Origin of the sequence: Emticicia sp. BO119 (assembly GCF_013912375.1) — a bacterium.
GTDB lineage: Bacteria > Bacteroidota > Bacteroidia > Cytophagales > Spirosomataceae > Emticicia.
The window spans coordinates 352,910-370,065 of sequence record NZ_JACETV010000002.1; the positions used below are offsets into that span (position 1 = coordinate 352,910).

At 37.9% G+C, this 17,156-nt stretch carries 11 protein-coding genes and 1 CRISPR repeat array (1 of these 12 cut by a window edge); of the genes, 8 read left to right on the forward strand and 3 right to left on the reverse strand.

All coding sequences use genetic code 11. The annotated features are described in order from the left end of the window. Both H1R81_RS08505 and H1R81_RS08510 read left to right on the forward strand, forming a co-directional pair. Positions 1-2,160 carry an alpha-galactosidase gene (locus H1R81_RS08505; RefSeq protein WP_181840279.1) on the forward strand — a complete coding sequence of 720 codons (2,160 nt, stop codon included), beginning with the start codon at positions 1-3 and terminating at the stop codon, positions 2,158-2,160. Positions 2,161-2,184: 24 nt separating this feature from the next. Beyond that, entirely contained in the window at positions 2,185-3,144 is a 960-nt protein-coding gene (locus tag H1R81_RS08510) for a glycoside hydrolase family 18 protein (protein ID WP_181840280.1), read from the forward strand. Between the two features lie 54 nt (positions 3,145-3,198). Here H1R81_RS08510 and H1R81_RS08515 read toward each other — a convergent pair whose 3' ends face one another. Both H1R81_RS08515 and H1R81_RS08520 read right to left on the reverse strand, forming a co-directional pair. Further along, positions 3,199-4,377, reverse strand: a complete 1,179-nt coding sequence (locus H1R81_RS08515) for a DUF5009 domain-containing protein (protein WP_181840281.1) — start codon at positions 4,375-4,377, stop codon at positions 3,199-3,201. Positions 4,378-4,384: 7 nt separating this feature from the next. After that, positions 4,385-5,500: a family 20 glycosylhydrolase gene (locus H1R81_RS08520; protein ID WP_181840282.1), complete on the reverse strand. Its 1,116-nt coding sequence runs from the start codon at positions 5,498-5,500 to the stop codon at positions 4,385-4,387. 401 nt (positions 5,501-5,901) lie between these two features. Here H1R81_RS08520 and H1R81_RS08525 point away from each other — a divergent pair, with 401 nt between their 5' ends. The 6 genes from H1R81_RS08525 (at position 5,902) to H1R81_RS08550 (ending at position 11,460) form a co-directional block, all read left to right on the forward strand. Beyond that, a complete protein-coding gene (locus H1R81_RS08525; RefSeq protein WP_181840283.1) occupies positions 5,902-6,918 on the forward strand; it encodes a kelch repeat-containing protein in 1,017 nt (338 codons plus the stop codon). Positions 6,919-6,923: 5 nt separating this feature from the next. Next, a complete protein-coding gene (locus tag H1R81_RS08530; protein WP_181840284.1) occupies positions 6,924-7,616 on the forward strand; it encodes a glycosyltransferase family 2 protein in 693 nt (230 codons plus the stop codon). Further along, the gene (locus H1R81_RS08535; protein ID WP_181840285.1) at positions 7,600-8,856 is read left to right on the forward strand and encodes a hypothetical protein; all 1,257 of its coding nucleotides are present in this window, start codon (positions 7,600-7,602) and stop codon (positions 8,854-8,856) included. Before H1R81_RS08530 ends, H1R81_RS08535 begins: the two co-directional genes overlap by 17 nt. Positions 8,857-8,979: 123 nt before the next feature. Then, on the forward strand, positions 8,980-9,534 hold the full coding sequence (locus tag H1R81_RS08540) for an RNA polymerase sigma factor (protein ID WP_181840286.1): 555 nt from the start codon (positions 8,980-8,982) through the stop codon (positions 9,532-9,534). Beyond that, positions 9,512-10,300, forward strand: a complete 789-nt coding sequence (locus tag H1R81_RS08545; RefSeq protein ID WP_181840287.1) for a hypothetical protein — start codon at positions 9,512-9,514, stop codon at positions 10,298-10,300. Before H1R81_RS08540 ends, H1R81_RS08545 begins: the two co-directional genes overlap by 23 nt. Positions 10,301-10,380: 80 nt before the next feature. Then, the gene (locus H1R81_RS08550; protein ID WP_181840288.1) at positions 10,381-11,460 is read left to right on the forward strand and encodes a hypothetical protein; all 1,080 of its coding nucleotides are present in this window, start codon (positions 10,381-10,383) and stop codon (positions 11,458-11,460) included. Between the two features lie 56 nt (positions 11,461-11,516). Here the strand turns inward: H1R81_RS08550 and H1R81_RS08555 are convergent, their stop codons facing one another. Beyond that, the gene (locus tag H1R81_RS08555; protein WP_181840289.1) at positions 11,517-12,500 is read right to left on the reverse strand and encodes a pyruvate dehydrogenase complex E1 component subunit beta; all 984 of its coding nucleotides are present in this window, start codon (positions 12,498-12,500) and stop codon (positions 11,517-11,519) included. 338 nt (positions 12,501-12,838) lie between these two features. After that, a CRISPR array of direct repeats spans positions 12,839-17,156; the repeat unit is 29 nt; unit sequence GTTTCAATTCCATAAGGTACGATTAGAGG (it continues 1,458 nt past the right edge of the window).

Consider the following 17,156-nt stretch of genomic DNA (forward strand, 5'->3'; position numbering starts at 1 on the left):
ATGAAAACTATATACTATGTTTTAATTATAGCTGTATTGACGGTTCATAAAGGATTCGCTCAATCAACCCTAAAGGATTGGTTGGTTCAGCCTTTCACCCAAAAAAGCGAAGTGAAGGTTTTGCATAATGGAAAATTACTTGAAATCACTAATGGGTTGATTAGCCGACAGATACGTGTAAGCCCGAATGCGGCTACAATTAGTTTCAAAAACCTGACTACCAATGAGCAGTTTGTCCGTTCGGTAAGACCTGAAGCCCGCGTAGTGATGAATGGCGTATCTTATAATATAGGAGGGTTATACGGGCAAAAAGAACATGGGTATTTATTAGAAGAATGGATTGATAAATTTACGGGTCATTCTGACGACTTTCAGTTTATGCGTTATGAAATTAATGAAGTGAAATCTCATTTTGACTGGAAATCTACTACATGGACAGCCAATAAAAACCTGCCAACAGGCAAAAGCCTTGTGCTATTTTTTAAATCTGATTTACCCGCACTAAAAGGTATTGAAGTAGCAGTTCATTATGAAATTTTTGACGGTATTCCACTTTTAAGTAAATGGGTAAGTATTGAGAATAAATCGAGAGGTGCATGTAAACTGACACAGGTTGTTAACGAAATACTGGCTACGCCAGAAGAAGAATCGGCCGTAGTAGGCAAGCCCGAAAAGATGAAAAAACCACAGAAGCTATACATCGAAAACAACTATGCCTATAATAATGCGATGCGCTACGAGCTTTCGGATCAGGCAACACATTGGAAGATTGATAGCTCTTATACCTCTCAGGTAAATTATAATTATGAAACACCTTGTGTGGTAGAGGTTTATCCGACTTTAGGTGTGGGAATTGACTTAGCATCAAATGCCCGATATAAGTCAATCCGTTCGTATGAATTGCTTTTAGATAGTTACGATAGAGAGCGAAACGGATTGGCACGTCGGAAAATGTATCGTACCATTGCCCCCTGGACAACCCAGAACCCAATTTTTATGCACCTGATTAGTACTGACCCAGCCAAGGTAAAAACTGTAATTGACCAATGTGCTGAAACAGGCTATGAAATGGTGATCCTGAGTTTTGGTAGTGGTCTGAATATGGAAGATGCTTCTGAGGGAAATATCAAAAAGTTTAAAGAACTGGCAGATTATGCCCATAGCCAGGGGATCAAATTAGGAGGATATTCATTATTCAGTAGCCGCAGGATTGATGATGAAAATGATGTAATAGACCCAATAACCGGCTTGCCAGACAAAGGTGCCTTCTTTGGAAATGCCCCTTGTCTGGCAAGTAAATGGGGTATTAATTACATCAATAGCTTGAAAAAGTTTATTAGTGAAACAGGTTTTGATTTGCTCGAACATGATGGTCCATATCCGGGTGATGTTTGTGCTTCTACCACTCATCCAGGCCATAAAGGGTTAGACGATTCTCAATGGGTACAGATGCAAATGCAGAAAGAGTTTTACCAATGGCTTAATGCCCGTGGGGTATATATAAATGCCCCTGACTGGTACTTTTTAGATGGTACTCATAAAATTGCCCTGGGCTATCGGGAGGTGAATTTTTCGCTGTCAAGGGAACAACAGAAGGTACTGAACCGACAAAATATCTTTGATGGCACCTGGGATAAAATTCCATCAATGGGTTGGGGTTTTGTGCCATTGACTAAATATCAGGGTGGGGGAACTGAGGCAGTGTTGGAACCCCTAAGCGAACATCTGAACGATTATAAACAATTAATGATGCAATACTATGGGGCAGGAATTCAGGCCTGTTATCGTGGACCAAGATTATATGATACTGATGCTACCAAAAAAGTAGTGATTGAAACTATTGACTGGTATAAAAAATACAGAGATATTCTGAATTCGGATATTATGCATCTGCGCCGCCCTGACGGCAGAGATTGGGACGGGATCATGCACGTTAATCCGGCTTTAAATTCCAAAGGTCTGGTAATGTTGTATAATCCATTAAAAGATGCCATTATCCGAAAGATTAGACTTCCTTTATACTATACGGGTCTTTCAAAAGAAGCCAAAGTAAGAATAGAAAACGGGAAACCTGCCTCCTACCCACTCAATAGAGACTATTCCATTGAAATTACAGTTCAATTGCCTGCCGAAGGTTATACATGGCTGGTAGTTGAGTAAAAATCAAACCAAATCCAAAGAAAAATGAAAATTAAAAATCTGTTACTTCCTTTATTAATTATTTACCTGGTTACCTTTTCTGCATCAGCTCAAACTAAAGATTTTAAGGTAGTAGGGTATTATACCCCATCCATTCCGCCTGAAAAATTGCCTTTCGATTTGCTGACACATATTAATTATGCCTTTGCGATTCCTGCTAAGACAGGGGATACTTTATTCCCAATTGGCCAACCTGACAATTTGAAAAGTTTAGTTAAGATAGCGCATCAACATAAAAAGTCAGTTTTCATCTCTATCGGCGGTTGGGGAATTGGTGATGGTGGCGGTGATGATACCCGTTTCCATAAAATGGCTGAACGTGCCGAAGGTAGACATACTTTTGTGAAGAACGTAATGAAATTTGTGAAAACTTATCAGGTTGATGGTGTGGATTTAGATTGGGAATATCCTGATGAAAATAGCCCGTCGGCTGACCATTATGTGAGTTTAGTATCAGAATTAGCAGACTCATTACATAAAAAAGGCAAAAAACTAACAGCAGCAGTCATTTCCAAAGGCGTTAAAGGTGGTGGTATTAAAAAGGAAGCTTTCGATAAAATGGACTGGCTGAATCTGATGGCTTATGATGATGATTACGGCCCAAGTTACGTGATAGCGCACTCGCCTTATTCTTTAGCTCTAAAAAGTCTCGATTACTGGATAAAAGAGCGTGGCTTACCTGCCCATAAAGCCTTATTAGGCCTACCATTCTACTCTAAAAAAGGCATGGGTAATTATGGTCCGGGCTACAGCGATTTAATCAAAGATGGTGCAAGCCAGTATGACGATTACTGGAAAGGAGCTTTCTATAATGGAACTATCACCATAGAAAACAAAGTAAAATTAGCCAAAAATCGTGGTTGTGGTGGGGTGATGATATGGGAAATAGCTTTAGACACTACTGACGACACTTCGTTGCTGAAAGCTATTCGGAGGAGTAAATAAGCTTAAAACCCTTTATTAAGCCTTTTAAGTTTAGAAGATATAGAGAATGGTTCTCTATATCTTCAATTTAATACCAATCTTCCCAAGTAAGGCTGTAATCCCGATAATCAATAAAGCAAATAGCATCGATTTGATTAAACCTACTATACCGAAAGTCAGGCTTACTGGTAAAGCAACATAGAAAGAATAGACAATGTATGGTATCAGATAACAGGTTAGTGTACTTGTACCTGCTGGTTTAATAATATTGAACCAATGGGCTTTGTGTTGCAAATCTACCAGCCAGTAAATAAAGGCATAGGTAATAAAAGCAACTCCACAACAAATAAACACCCAGGTTGGTGTAGCATAAATCTTCGATATGATAAAGAACTTCCGTAAGACGAACCCTAAAAGTAACATCACTATCCCAATACCGAGATAGATAAAGGTTAGTCTTACTTTCTTATCTGCTGTATAAAAACGTTCGAGTAATACTGTCGCTAATATACCCGTAAATGTAAAAGCCGAAAAAGCGCCATTCCCTAAAATCCAGTCATTCGGGCCATTAAGCCATATTGATTTTAACCACCCGGCGTGCCCTGCAATAGACATCAGATTGAGAAATACCCAAACTGCTATCAATAAGTTTGTCTTTTTATAGAAGAAAAGATATAAGATAGCGCAGGTAAGATAGGTCCAGCCGATAAGCCCCAGAATACCCCACCAATGCGGTTTCATCATTTCTGCTTTTTCACCACCTCTGAATTTATAAATCAGGAAGACTAAAATAGCCACTCCAAGGACTTGTAAGGCAATGAAAAGATACTTTTTAGAGTCTTGGTTTTTCGGATAAACATTCCATATAAGAAAGAAACCTATTACAGGGCTCACCTGAAAAGTCGATTGGCTCATACCAGTCGCCTCTGCATTCATTTCAGGGATATTTACTGTGAAAAAACCCATGATTAATAAAGCGATAGAACGGAAAACAATGTGTTTAATAATCTGCAAATTGTTTTCGCCTTTGGCAATTCTGGCTTTGATAGCAAATGGAATAGACATACCTACAATGAACAGAAAACAGGGGAAGATAATATCTGAAAAGCCCAGAAAATCTACATGTGCTTCGGAATGTTGCAGCCAGTCAGGGATACCTGTCAGCGTCCAGAAATCATTCACAAAAATCATCAGGAGCATGGTCAATGCCCGAAATACATCAATAGAAGCAATACGTTTCAGAGAGATTTCCATAGTTTTCTTATTTGCTTTCTTCTATTTTTTTAATCTCCTCAAATATCGCCTTAAAACAAGCTGATTGTGTATTTTCTCCGGCTTCAGGATTTACCTTTACTCCATAAAATTCATCCAGAAACTGCCCGGCTCCCGACCATACCGTTTGCATCATACCCTGAAAACGTTCTTTCATCACGGGTGTAACCGATTTTCTGAATCTTACCATATCCTGCGTTTGTAGTACAGCGTTTTTCGGGTTTCTCCAAGGGCAGGTTATAACGTTTAACCCTTTTGAAGCAAAGAGCACAGCTGTCTGGTCAGGCCTTTCATAGTGCCAGTCACAAATCATTACATCTTTTTCTATCAGGTCAATCGCTCTGTGAGTATTATTAAAGCTACCTTCCCACATACCTATACCAGTGGTTTTGCCGTCAATCAATCTGTCGCCCCAAATCCAGAGTTTTCTGTTTTTGAGTGCCAGATGATTTCTGATTTTATTTACTTCTCCTGCAAATAACTCTGCTTTATCTCTTCCGCCACATCTTGGGCATTTATCGTCACCGATATAAAATACTTCGTCCATTCCTGCGTGAAAAGCATCTGTTTCAAACACCTCGCATATTTCATCTACCAGTTCAAACACTATTTTGTGTACTTCTGGGTGTAGCGGGCAATAGCTTTTGCAATACAATCCGTCAGCATTAGGCCATACATATTTCTCGGGCATTTTTACATGTGGAGTCTCATCAAATTGCGGGTAGACTCTAAGCAAATTATGAGTAGTTTTAGCCCATGACTGATGCCCTAATAAATTGATTTGCGGTATAATTCGGATATTGTTTTTCTGACAGGCTTTTACCATCTTTTTCACATCCTGCTTTGATAGCGCAATACTATCACGCAATTCGGGGTGGGTCTGAAACTGGTAGTTCCAGTCTACACGTAGTATCAGTGTATTTACTTTTCTGGTCGCTAATTCTTCATTAATAAATTTTACAAAAGTATCTACTTGCTTAGGCTGTGGAGCGGCAATACAAAAGCCGCGGACTGGGAGGAGACTGTCTGTTTTTGACTGTGCCAGGAGCGATTCTGAAACAATCAGGCAAACGAAAGTAAACAACAAAGAAATTTGTCTGTTCATAAAGGTGCAGGTTTTTATAGAGTTGAATTAGGCTACAAGTTAGAAACACTTTCAGGTAAATACAAAATGAAGGATATTTATATTCAACGAAACCAGTGAAGATGTTTAACAGACAACTTTAGAAAATTTTAATTTTGGTCGGTAATGTTTAACATTTAACTTGCGGTTTGTTTGATTAAGATTTTCTGGTAAGCCTAAGTAAAATTCTACCTAACCATAAATTTGTAATAATAAAGTATAAGACTCTTACATGTTTGTTGTGTATTATATTTTCTTACCTAAGTGATGGGTCTGCTGTTAGAATCTAACTCCATTTTTACCGCACCTTATCAAGATTAGAAATTTATATGATTATAGGTCTGCAATAAACCTTATTGCGCTATACCTAACCCTAACTTTTAATGAAGAAGTATATTATTCTTTCATCGACATTGCTTGTTCTCTATTTCTTATCCAAATGGTGGTTTGTTTCATGGAGCCCTTTTACGCTTCCATCATCAATTAGCTCAGAAAACGGAACATTTACTTTAGAAACTGAATTGCCGGAGCCACGAACAGAAGCCGGGGGTATTACGCATAATGGCTCTTTTTATATTTTTGGGGGTATTAACCAATTCGGGCAGACGCTGATTAGTTCGTACAGCTATTTGTCAGAAACTAAAAAATGGCAGAAAATTAAAGATACGCCGCAACCGATTAATCATGCAGGGGTAGTACAGGATAGTACATATGTGTACTTAGTGGGGGGCTTTAAGCCTCTGTCTCTGAGAATCCGCGGATTTATGTTTGCCAACTGGGAGCCTCTGAATACTTTACACAGATATAATCCTGAAACTGATAATTGGGAACCCCTGGCTCCTATGCCTGAACCCAGAGGAGCCGGAGGCGTATGTATAAGTAATGATACAATCTGGTATGTTGGGGGTATCAATCAAAACAAAGCCGTCTCCAATACTTTATTCGGTTATTCAATCAGGCATAATCAATGGTTTAAAGCACCCGCAATGACGCACCCTCGTGACCACCTGAGAGCCGAAAGTGTAAATGGAAAAATATATGCTATTTCAGGAAGAAAAGATGACCTGAGATTTAATTTAGCTTTTGTTGAGGAGTATGATCCTGCCTCGAAAAAATGGAGGAGAATGACAGATATACCAACTCCAAGAGGAGGGTTTGGCTCTTCTGTGTACAAGGATAAAATTTATACCTATGGAGGTGAAAATGTTTGGTCTTGTTTTGATGTGATGGAGGTTTTTGATCCTGCCACGAATATCTGGAAGAAATGTGCGTCAATTCCTGAAGCGCGCCATGGAATTATTAGTGGCTGGATAGGGGATGAGTTACATTTAGTGTCAGGGGGTAGGCATCCAAGATTATCCATCAGTAGTATTCATCGAGTATATACACCAAAAAAATAATAGGCATGAGAGATATTTCATTAATTATATTGGCGTATAACGATGCAGATTCATTGCTTAATCTTGTGCCTGATGCTTATTCAGTACTGGAGGCAAATTTTGATAAGTTTGAATTGATTGTGGTAGATGATTGCAGTAGTGATAATACTGCTGAGATGATGGAGTCATTTAAAAGAAAGTATAATAATTTAGTTTATCAAAGAAATCCAACTAATAAAGGAGTGGGATATAATTTTCAGAAAGGTGTAAAATTAGCTAAATATCGTTCGGTTGCCTATACTGATGGAGATGGACAATTCAATCTGAACGATTTAGTAATTTTGTATAACAACAAGGATGAGTTTGAGGTTGTGTCTGGCAACAGAGAAACAAGAGCAGATGGCATTGGAAGATGGGCTATTTCTAAAGTTTATAATTTACTATTGAAACTACTCTTCAATGTAAAATTGAAGGATACAAATTCTGCGCTAAAAATTTACAGGAGAGAAATTTTTGATAATGTTCTGCCGCTAAGGTCTAATGATGGGTTTTATGATGCTGAAGTGATTATTAAATCTATGAAGTATCATTATACAATAAAGGAGATTCCTGTTATGCATTATCCACGGCAGTTTGGGGTGGCCAATGGAGTAAAATGGAAAAGTGTGCTAAGTGTTTTAAAATCAATGATGTATTTCTGGTATGGTTCAAAAAAGTAGTTTGGTTTTATATATAACGCTAATCGCCTGGGTTACTCTTATAGCACTTATTGTTTTTTCTCCAGGTAGGCTCATAGATGCTGAATCTATTTATTATGAAAACCTGCATTCAAAGTTTTCGCCATTTTCAATAGAGTTTATCAGAGATTACAAAGGAACAGCAGGGATTATCACTACCTGGTTTAATCTGCTGATAATGGATATTACGAAGGGAGATATCGTCAGGATGCGGATTGCCAATCTCTTCTGGCTATTTCTGACAGCTTTATTATTTAACAGGAGCCTTAAGGAAGAAAGACCTGATTCAGTTAAATTCTTAGGTTATACGCTCATTCTGGCACCCTATATTTTTCAGATGACTGCAAGAGTGATGGGAGATTATCCGACTTTCTTTTTCGGATTTGCCTATTACATTTTATTGAGTAACCTTGGTAAAAGGTATTATAGTTGGTATTGGTATCTACTAACCGGGATATGCGGTTCTCTTGCTATTGCGGGTAAACAAACCTTTATTTTTTTATTGGTTTTCCCGGTGTATTTTGTAATAACTAATAAGGGAAATTTCTGGAATAAACTCGTATTGCTCGTGAGCACCTGTGCCTTACCTGCTTATTTTTATTGGGTTTGGGGTGGATTTGTGCCAAAAAGCTCGTCTTATAACCATATAAAGATGGTAAATACAGACTTTATTTATGTATTTATTTTTTTATTTGTTTTAGTGTTTATTTTCTTCAGTAATTATATGAAGGTTTTTTTTGTCAAGCATATCAGCATATTACTACTTACAGCTATTATCGCTCATCTGATACTCGGCGTAATTGCACCTTTTCCATTTCTGAGGTCTTATTCAGCCCAATTCTCCGGTTCTTCAATGATAATGGTAGCAAAATATCTCTGGAGTATTGCAATGGTTTTGTTTGGATTAATAGCAATAGTGTTTTTTTATAGTTGTTGTAAAGAAATTGTATCAGATAGAAAAAACATACCTTTGATTATATTTGTTATTTTATGCCTTTTAGTTGCTTTAAGAGTGCCGTACTTTCACGGTAGATATCTGGCTTTAATTATGCCTTTTATTCTGATGGTATTTTTTAAGGCAAAGGAGGTAAGTATTACTCCTTTCGCGGCAATTACCGGTTATTTTCTTAATCTGATGGCCATAGCATTATTATATCATGCAGAAGCGATTACAGAGACAATCCGATTAATTATGAAAAGTATAGGTATTGAGAAATTTTAATGAATTGATAATAGGTAAATTATATTGTATTCTGATTTCAAAAAAACATTTCGCTTAATTTTTTATCCGGTCATACAACTTTTTGTGTCTTTTCTGCATTTTGTATAAAAGCCCCGTTTAAACTTGGTTCTAACCTCTACAATCGAACGTCTGCGACACAAAGACGCTGCTGCTCAGAAGGAAATTTTTGAGCACTATTGTAGCTTTTTGTACCGTATAGCCTATCGGTACGTAAGAGAACGTATGTTGGCTGAGGATTTGATGGTGGAATCTTTTTTGAAGATTTTTGAAGGGATTATCAATTTCAGGTTTGATAATCTCAGGTCTTTTGAAGCATGGATGAAAAAAATTGTAGTTAATGAAGCATTGATGTTGCTTCGCCGGCAAGCAAGTTTTCATATGATGCCTGAAAGTGAAGCAATCGAAATACCGATTGATGATAATGTGTTAGACAAGATTTCGACCGAAGAGATTTATCGGCTGATAGCCGAGTTGCCAGATGGCTACCGCACAGTATTTAACCTTTATGCCATTGAGGGCTACACGCATAAAGAAATTGCTGAACAACTGCATATAAGTGAGGGAACCTCAAAGTCGCAGTTGAATCATGCCCGAAAATTATTACAAAAGAAAATATTAATGACCGATAAAAGTCATGCAAGCAGAGGAATTCTATAATAAAATCCGGGAAAATCTCGATAATTCTGACTTTACTCCAGATTGGAATAGAAGTGAGGTTTGGCAACGTATTGAGCAGAAAGATGAAAAGAAAATGACATCTTTCTGGTGGGGAGCTATAGCAGCGAGCATTGCTATGGTAATTTTGTTTGGTGGGTATCTCTTAATTGAAAACAGAAATGCTATTACCAGTAACCCTAATGTGAAAAATCAAGAAGCTACTAAGCCCACACAACTGATTTTACCTGAAACTATTACTGCCAAACCTTTGGCGATAATGCCTAAAAGTAATACTGTAATTTCGGTTAACCGGCCGATTCAGAAAAGAATTGTTCAGCCTGTGAATGTAGCAAAGCCAGAGCCAATTGCTGAAAATGAGATGCCGAATGAAGAGTTTGATAGTATGGTAACAACAGCAGAAGGGGAACAGGAGTTTAGTTATAACAATGTGACATCAAGAAATGAACCTGCTTTTGTGCGACCTGTCATATTTGATGCGCCAATTATTTTCAGGCCTAATAAGGTAACAGAGAAACCTGCTGCGCCTTTTAAACGTGAGCGTGTAGCTATTTTAGAGATTCCGGAAGATCAGGAAGATTATGTGATAGCTCCGAAAGAGAAGAGGAAAAAACGCCATGAGCGTTTAGCTAAGCAAGTAGAGAAAACACCTGAGGCTACAGACCCTAACAAGCCTAATAAGATATGGGCATTTGTAAAGCAAAGTTTCAAAAATGAAGCGATGCCTGTCGATTCTACAATTAAGTAATACTAAAATATACCTGCGGAATTCTTTTCGTATGTAGATGCCTACGAACGTATTTTTTCAGAATGCTGACCTGTTTCCACATGAAAAAGATTCTTTTTTTATTATTTTTTGTCATAAGCATTGATACTTATGGGTTTATGGTCATTAATAAAACCGAAATGGATTCGATCATAGTAAATATAGGCAAAAGAAAAAGAATTGTTTTGTGGGGGGCAACCAGAGAAGACCTGAAAGCTCTGGAGAAGTACGATCTGAACAGGATTGTCAGACAGATGAATCAGGATCTGGAGGAAATGCCTTCTAATGTAAGAAGAAGTATCAGGCAGGATTATGAAGGGAATAATTATACAAAAGAAGCGACTCGTCAACAGGAATTAGAAGGTCTGACTCCCTGGCAGAGACTGACACGCAATACGTATCTTAATTTTTCATTTGGTTTTACTTCTGTCAAGTATCTGCAAAGAGGGAGCTCTGCTTTTAAAAATAGTGATGAGCTTTTCAGGTATAAAATTTTAGCTTCTCCTAATTTGAATATAGGGCTCATAAGGCAGGAGAGTTTCATTCGTACAGGTCGTAAAGAAGTCTTATTACGTTATGGATTTGATATCAGTTGGTATTACTTAAGTAGTATAAGTACTCAAAATACTTCTTATCTGCTACGGGTAAATAGTACTAATACCAGTGTTTATGATACAGTTGCCATTTATAAACCAGTGCCAAATGGCAATTATTATACAGTTGAAAATTATTTGAGTTCAGATAATATCAAGCGTAATCCTGAAAGTACTTATAACCAATCTTTGTTTTATGCCAACTTTAAGATTAATCCTACGATTAACTTTTACGGAGCAGATAATCGGAAAACTTTTCATTTTGGCTTTGGTGCCTATATAGGCCGATTGATAGGGGGAAGCCAGATTCTTTCAGAAATAAAGGCGATAAATCAAAGGGAAGCAAAGATACCTATCAGAAGCAGCGATAATCCTTATCGCTATGGATTACTATTGAATATAGGTTATAAGGCGTTCAGTTTGTTTTTAGAGGGCGATGTTAATAATTTTTTTCAGCGTCGTGATGTCCGTAACGGATTTTTACCCTATGAGGCATCTGACAGGTGGTCGCAGAATCTGACAACATTTGGTATCAGAATTGGCAGATAACAATAATCCCCGAAGTTTCTTCGGGGATTATTTACTTGGGTAAAGAATATTATATCTTATTTTTTGTACATCACACTTTTTACAGCATCAATTGTACGCTTTACGTTAGGTAAAGTTGCCTCGATTAATGTTGGCGCATAATGTAGTGGTATATCCATATTATTTACACGAATCACCGGAGCATCTAAATAATCAAAAGCATAACGTTGTAAGTGATAAGTGATTTCAGAAGAAATTGCTGCTAATGGCCAGGCTTCTTCTACAACCACACAACGGTTGGTTTTCTTTACTGAGTTAATCACGGTTGCGTAATCAATTGGTCTTACTGTACGTAAATCAATCAATTCAGCTTTGATACCTTCTTTCTCTAATTCTGTAATGGCAGGTAATACCACTCTTGGAATCATCTTACCAAATGAAACGATAGTTACATCTGAACCTTCTTTCATAATATTGGCCTGGCCTAAAGGAATCAGGTATTCTTCTTCAGGTACCCCACCCTTATCACCATACATTACTTCAGATTCCATGAAAATAACCGGGTCATTATCTCTGATAGATGATTTCAATAAACCTTTGGCATCGTAAGGGTTATGAGGTACTACTACTTTCAAGCCTGGGGTATTGGCAAACCAGTTTTCAAAGTTTTGTGAGTGTTGCGCGCCTAACTGTCCGGCATTCCCGGTTGGACCACGGAATACAATCGGACAAGTATATTGACCGGCTGACATAGCCATTATTTTTGCTGCCGAGTTAATAATCTGGTCGATGGCAACCAGGGAAAAGTTAAAAGTCATGAACTCAATTACGGGGCGTAAACCATTGGCTGCCGCACCAACGCCAATACCCGCAAAGCCAAGCTCTGCGATTGGGGTATCGATGACACGCTTAGGGCCAAACTCATCAAGCATTCCTTGGCTTACTTTATAGGCACCGTTGTATTCGGCTACTTCTTCACCCATCAGAAAAACGTTTTCATCACGTCTCATCTCTTCTGAAAGGGCTTCACGCAGGGCTTCTCTAAATTGGATCTCTCTCATGTATTTTGACTTAGAATAAAAGCTAATTTTTGGTGTAAAATTAGGTAATTTAATTCACTTTTCTAATTTTCACCAAAATTCGTCATTTCTGATGCACTTTGTTGTTTTTTAAAATTATCGGTACAACATCGGTACAACAAATTTGAACTTCCTTAGCATCAAACAATTTTGTTTTCAGGGCAAAGTTACCTGTAATCAGACTTTTTTTAAAATATACACGTAAATATTTTTTAAGTTTTAAAATGTATATGGAATGCTCACAAAGTGTATAAAAAACAGAATAATATAGGTACGATTAGAGGGAAATTTGAGAAATGAACGAGGCGTCTACTGATAATGTTTCAATTCCATAAGGTACGATTAGAGGCAAGCTCTTCACCATGCGTATGGTTAGGCAACGTAAAGTTTCAATTCTATAAGGTACGATTAGAGGAGTCGCGGCAACAATCATCCTGATGATGCAAACCGTGTTTCAATTCCATAAGGTACGATTAGAGGTGTGCTTGGCTATGGCTAATGCATTTCCGGTACTAAAGTTTCAATTCCATAAGGTACGATTAGAGGATAGATGCCGGAACTGCTCTCAATCCGAATGGTAGGTTTCAATTCCATAAGGTACGATTAGAGGGTACATTGATTGAAGCTGATAATGTTCGTAAGGCAAGTTTCAATTCCATAAGGTACGATTAGAGGCCACTTCACGATGCAGACTCTCGGCCTGTATCATAAGGTTTCAATTCCATAAGGTACGATTAGAGGTCCTGATCATCAACTATGTCAGCATCAGGAAAATCAAGTTTCAATTCCATAAGGTACGATTAGAGGAAAAAAAGCCTGGGAGGAAAAGAAAAGCGAAGATATGTTTCAATTCCATAAGGTACGATTAGAGGTAGCTTTCTCCCACTTCCGTAGTGCCGGATCAAAGAAGTTTCAATTCCATAAGGTACGATTAGAGGCATCTACTCACGTTTCAATTTGCCCTGTCTATCTAATGTTTCAATTCCATAAGGTACGATTAGAGGACCGGATCGTTCTCATTCATCTCTACCCATATCGGAGTTTCAATTCCATAAGGTACGATTAGAGGGAAAACAGTTCGGCGGTTCATCTACGTGAATAGTCTGTTTCAATTCCATAAGGTACGATTAGAGGAGAGTGATTAATATCAGCGGTGTAGGCACAAATCAGTTTCAATTCCATAAGGTACGATTAGAGGATACTAATTCATCTTTCATTCCTGAAGATGTGACAAGTTTCAATTCCATAAGGTACGATTAGAGGTCTATTATAAAATCTGTGTTTGAACCTGAATATGATTGTTTCAATTCCATAAGGTACGATTAGAGGGGAAGGTGATGAGCTCTATCCCTATTTTGACAAGTAGTTTCAATTCCATAAGGTACGATTAGAGGTTTGCGGCGTATCCTTGATAACAAGACTATACTTGTAGTTTCAATTCCATAAGGTACGATTAGAGGCCTTTTGTTCTGCCGCCACTTTCAAGTCAAGATAATGTTTCAATTCCATAAGGTACGATTAGAGGGAAGGCCCTGTATAGTCATTTTCTTTTTCACCCAATTGTTTCAATTCCATAAGGTACGATTAGAGGGCCTTTCGTTCTGATATAGCTGCAGGAAGTGGACAAGTTTCAATTCCATAAGGTACGATTAGAGGCTATTGAACAGCGGTGGACAAATAGGGATAAATAACGTTTCAATTCCATAAGGTACGATTAGAGGATAATATAATTAAGTCGGGCACAGCTGCTATTCAGAAGTTTCAATTCCATAAGGTACGATTAGAGGATACAGCTCTGACATAACGCAGATATATACCTGTAGGTTTCAATTCCATAAGGTACGATTAGAGGTTTATGTTCGTGTCAAAGGATTGTCAATGATTAATGCGTTTCAATTCCATAAGGTACGATTAGAGGTCGTTGATCGGGCTGGCATCACCTGATTTGGATAGGCGTTTCAATTCCATAAGGTACGATTAGAGGAAACCATTATCATCACACTTTAAGTACGGGTAAATTGTTTCAATTCCATAAGGTACGATTAGAGGGCGGATTGGAAATTATTCCAACAACCGCAATGACAGCGTTTCAATTCCATAAGGTACGATTAGAGGTTACTACGGATTTCGTTCTGAGCAGGACGAGAGAGAGTTTCAATTCCATAAGGTACGATTAGAGGTAGTTCATTCGCTTGTTCAATTGTCATATCTTTTTACGTTTCAATTCCATAAGGTACGATTAGAGGAGGAGGTTCAAGCTATTTGCGAGGCAGTGATGTTTACGTTTCAATTCCATAAGGTACGATTAGAGGAAACTGTGCTTTTGTGGCGGCGTTGGGGTCAGGCGTGTTTCAATTCCATAAGGTACGATTAGAGGTACTAATAGAAAGTTTATAATACCCCTGCGCTACATTGTTTCAATTCCATAAGGTACGATTAGAGGCCTCAAATTCATCCTTTCTGTAAATCTGCTCAGGATGTTTCAATTCCATAAGGTACGATTAGAGGTAAGACATTTGACTCTATTTGTGAGAGGCTTGAGAAGTTTCAATTCCATAAGGTACGATTAGAGGATCCATAGGTCTGGTTAACAGTTTCATACAGCAGAGTGTTTCAATTCCATAAGGTACGATTAGAGGTTAAATAAGTTCTCATAGTGTTGTGTGGTCATTGTGGTTTCAATTCCATAAGGTACGATTAGAGGTCGAAACCGTATTTCTTGACAATCAGATCTTGAAAGTTTCAATTCCATAAGGTACGATTAGAGGTACGGTGTGAATGTGGAATGAATGAACAATCCACTGTTTCAATTCCATAAGGTACGATTAGAGGTATTCCGAGTTGTATATAGCGATGAATCAGACTATGGTTTCAATTCCATAAGGTACGATTAGAGGCCTACTTTTTAAAAGTTCAAACTGATGTAAAGCAGAGTTTCAATTCCATAAGGTACGATTAGAGGTGCAGTTTCCCAACAATACAGTCAGTACGCCACATAGTTTCAATTCCATAAGGTACGATTAGAGGCAAATAGGGCCACACGTTGCAATATCTCTTTAGACGTTTCAATTCCATAAGGTACGATTAGAGGTTGAGTGCATCCAAGGGTGTCATAAAAAATAATTTAGTTTCAATTCCATAAGGTACGATTAGAGGTTTTGTATTAGTTACTAAAACTAAAATCAAATCAATGTTTCAATTCCATAAGGTACGATTAGAGGTGAGGCTATTGCAAAAGCAACACTTACACGAAGCGAAGTTTCAATTCCATAAGGTACGATTAGAGGCCTCACGCCTTGCTCTGACTGCATCAGCAATTTTTTGGTTTCAATTCCATAAGGTACGATTAGAGGTGCATATAGCCAGAAGAAAGCCAAAGGACGAAAACGTTTCAATTCCATAAGGTACGATTAGAGGATCAATCGGCGAAAAATATGCTGATTTACAGGGAATGTTTCAATTCCATAAGGTACGATTAGAGGCTCAATGGGATAGCGCGGTAAAGTTTATTAAAGAGGGGTTTCAATTCCATAAGGTACGATTAGAGGACACTCTATTCAATACACTATAAACTAACGGGCAAGTTTCAATTCCATAAGGTACGATTAGAGGTTTTAGCAGATGAATGCCCTTTTATCAGAAAGATAGAGTTTCAATTCCATAAGGTACGATTAGAGGAGATATTTCAACCAATTTCTCACAGGGCACTAAAATGTTTCAATTCCATAAGGTACGATTAGAGGCCTCTTTAGAGGTCGAACATAGACACGTTCTTATCGAGTTTCAATTCCATAAGGTACGATTAGAGGTAACCTATACTACCCGATACATCTAAATCATAGGTGTTTCAATTCCATAAGGTACGATTAGAGGCGTGAATGTCTGGTTTGTTCCGTTCTTCGTACCGGAGTTTCAATTCCATAAGGTACGATTAGAGGATGCACCTGTAGCACATACATATATACCGTTTTGACGTTTCAATTCCATAAGGTACGATTAGAGGTTATTTTTAGTTCTTTCAGCCATTAGTTTATAGAAAAGTTTCAATTCCATAAGGTACGATTAGAGGAGCTAAAGCAAATCCAAGACCTTTAGATTTGTCAGGCGTTTCAATTCCATAAGGTACGATTAGAGGCTTGCCATTGCCCTGGTTTTTACCGCTTTCAGCACGAGTTTCAATTCCATAAGGTACGATTAGAGGTGGGTTGAATACCGATATGATTTTCGGTAGTACAACGTTTCAATTCCATAAGGTACGATTAGAGGATTTAAGAGGATTGTACTACAAAGCAAAGGCGATGTTTCAATTCCATAAGGTACGATTAGAGGAAAGATAAATCGGCAGAAGCTCAGGCAGAATTACATGTTTCAATTCCATAAGGTACGATTAGAGGCGGAAGTACCTTCGTTTGATTCAGGTGGCCCGACGGAGTTTCAATTCCATAAGGTACGATTAGAGGTGCCCGTCATTTTTCCTGATAATTTTATTGATTATGTTTCAATTCCATAAGGTACAATTAGAGGGCTGACATTGACCGTTTAAAAAATGATAAGAAGTCTGGTTTCAATTCCATAAGGTACGATTAGAGGACCACTATTGTAGTCCATACCTATTTTTAAAGGTAGCTTGTTTCAATT

Coding starts and splice junctions, on each gene's coding strand:
- H1R81_RS08505 (WP_181840279.1), top strand. CDS start 1: ATGAAAACTATATACTATGTTTTAATTATAGCTGTATTGACGGTTCAT.
- H1R81_RS08510 (WP_181840280.1), top strand. CDS start 2,185: ATGAAAATTAAAAATCTGTTACTTCCTTTATTAATTATTTACCTGGTT.
- H1R81_RS08515 (WP_181840281.1), bottom strand. CDS start 4,377: ATGGAAATCTCTCTGAAACGTATTGCTTCTATTGATGTATTTCGGGCA.
- H1R81_RS08520 (WP_181840282.1), bottom strand. CDS start 5,500: ATGAACAGACAAATTTCTTTGTTGTTTACTTTCGTTTGCCTGATTGTT.
- H1R81_RS08525 (WP_181840283.1), top strand. CDS start 5,902: ATGAAGAAGTATATTATTCTTTCATCGACATTGCTTGTTCTCTATTTC.
- H1R81_RS08530 (WP_181840284.1), top strand. CDS start 6,924: ATGAGAGATATTTCATTAATTATATTGGCGTATAACGATGCAGATTCA.
- H1R81_RS08535 (WP_181840285.1), top strand. CDS start 7,600: ATGGTTCAAAAAAGTAGTTTGGTTTTATATATAACGCTAATCGCCTGG.
- H1R81_RS08545 (WP_181840287.1), top strand. CDS start 9,512: ATGCAAGCAGAGGAATTCTATAATAAAATCCGGGAAAATCTCGATAAT.
- H1R81_RS08550 (WP_181840288.1), top strand. CDS start 10,381: ATGAAAAAGATTCTTTTTTTATTATTTTTTGTCATAAGCATTGATACT.
- H1R81_RS08555 (WP_181840289.1), bottom strand. CDS start 12,500: ATGAGAGAGATCCAATTTAGAGAAGCCCTGCGTGAAGCCCTTTCAGAA.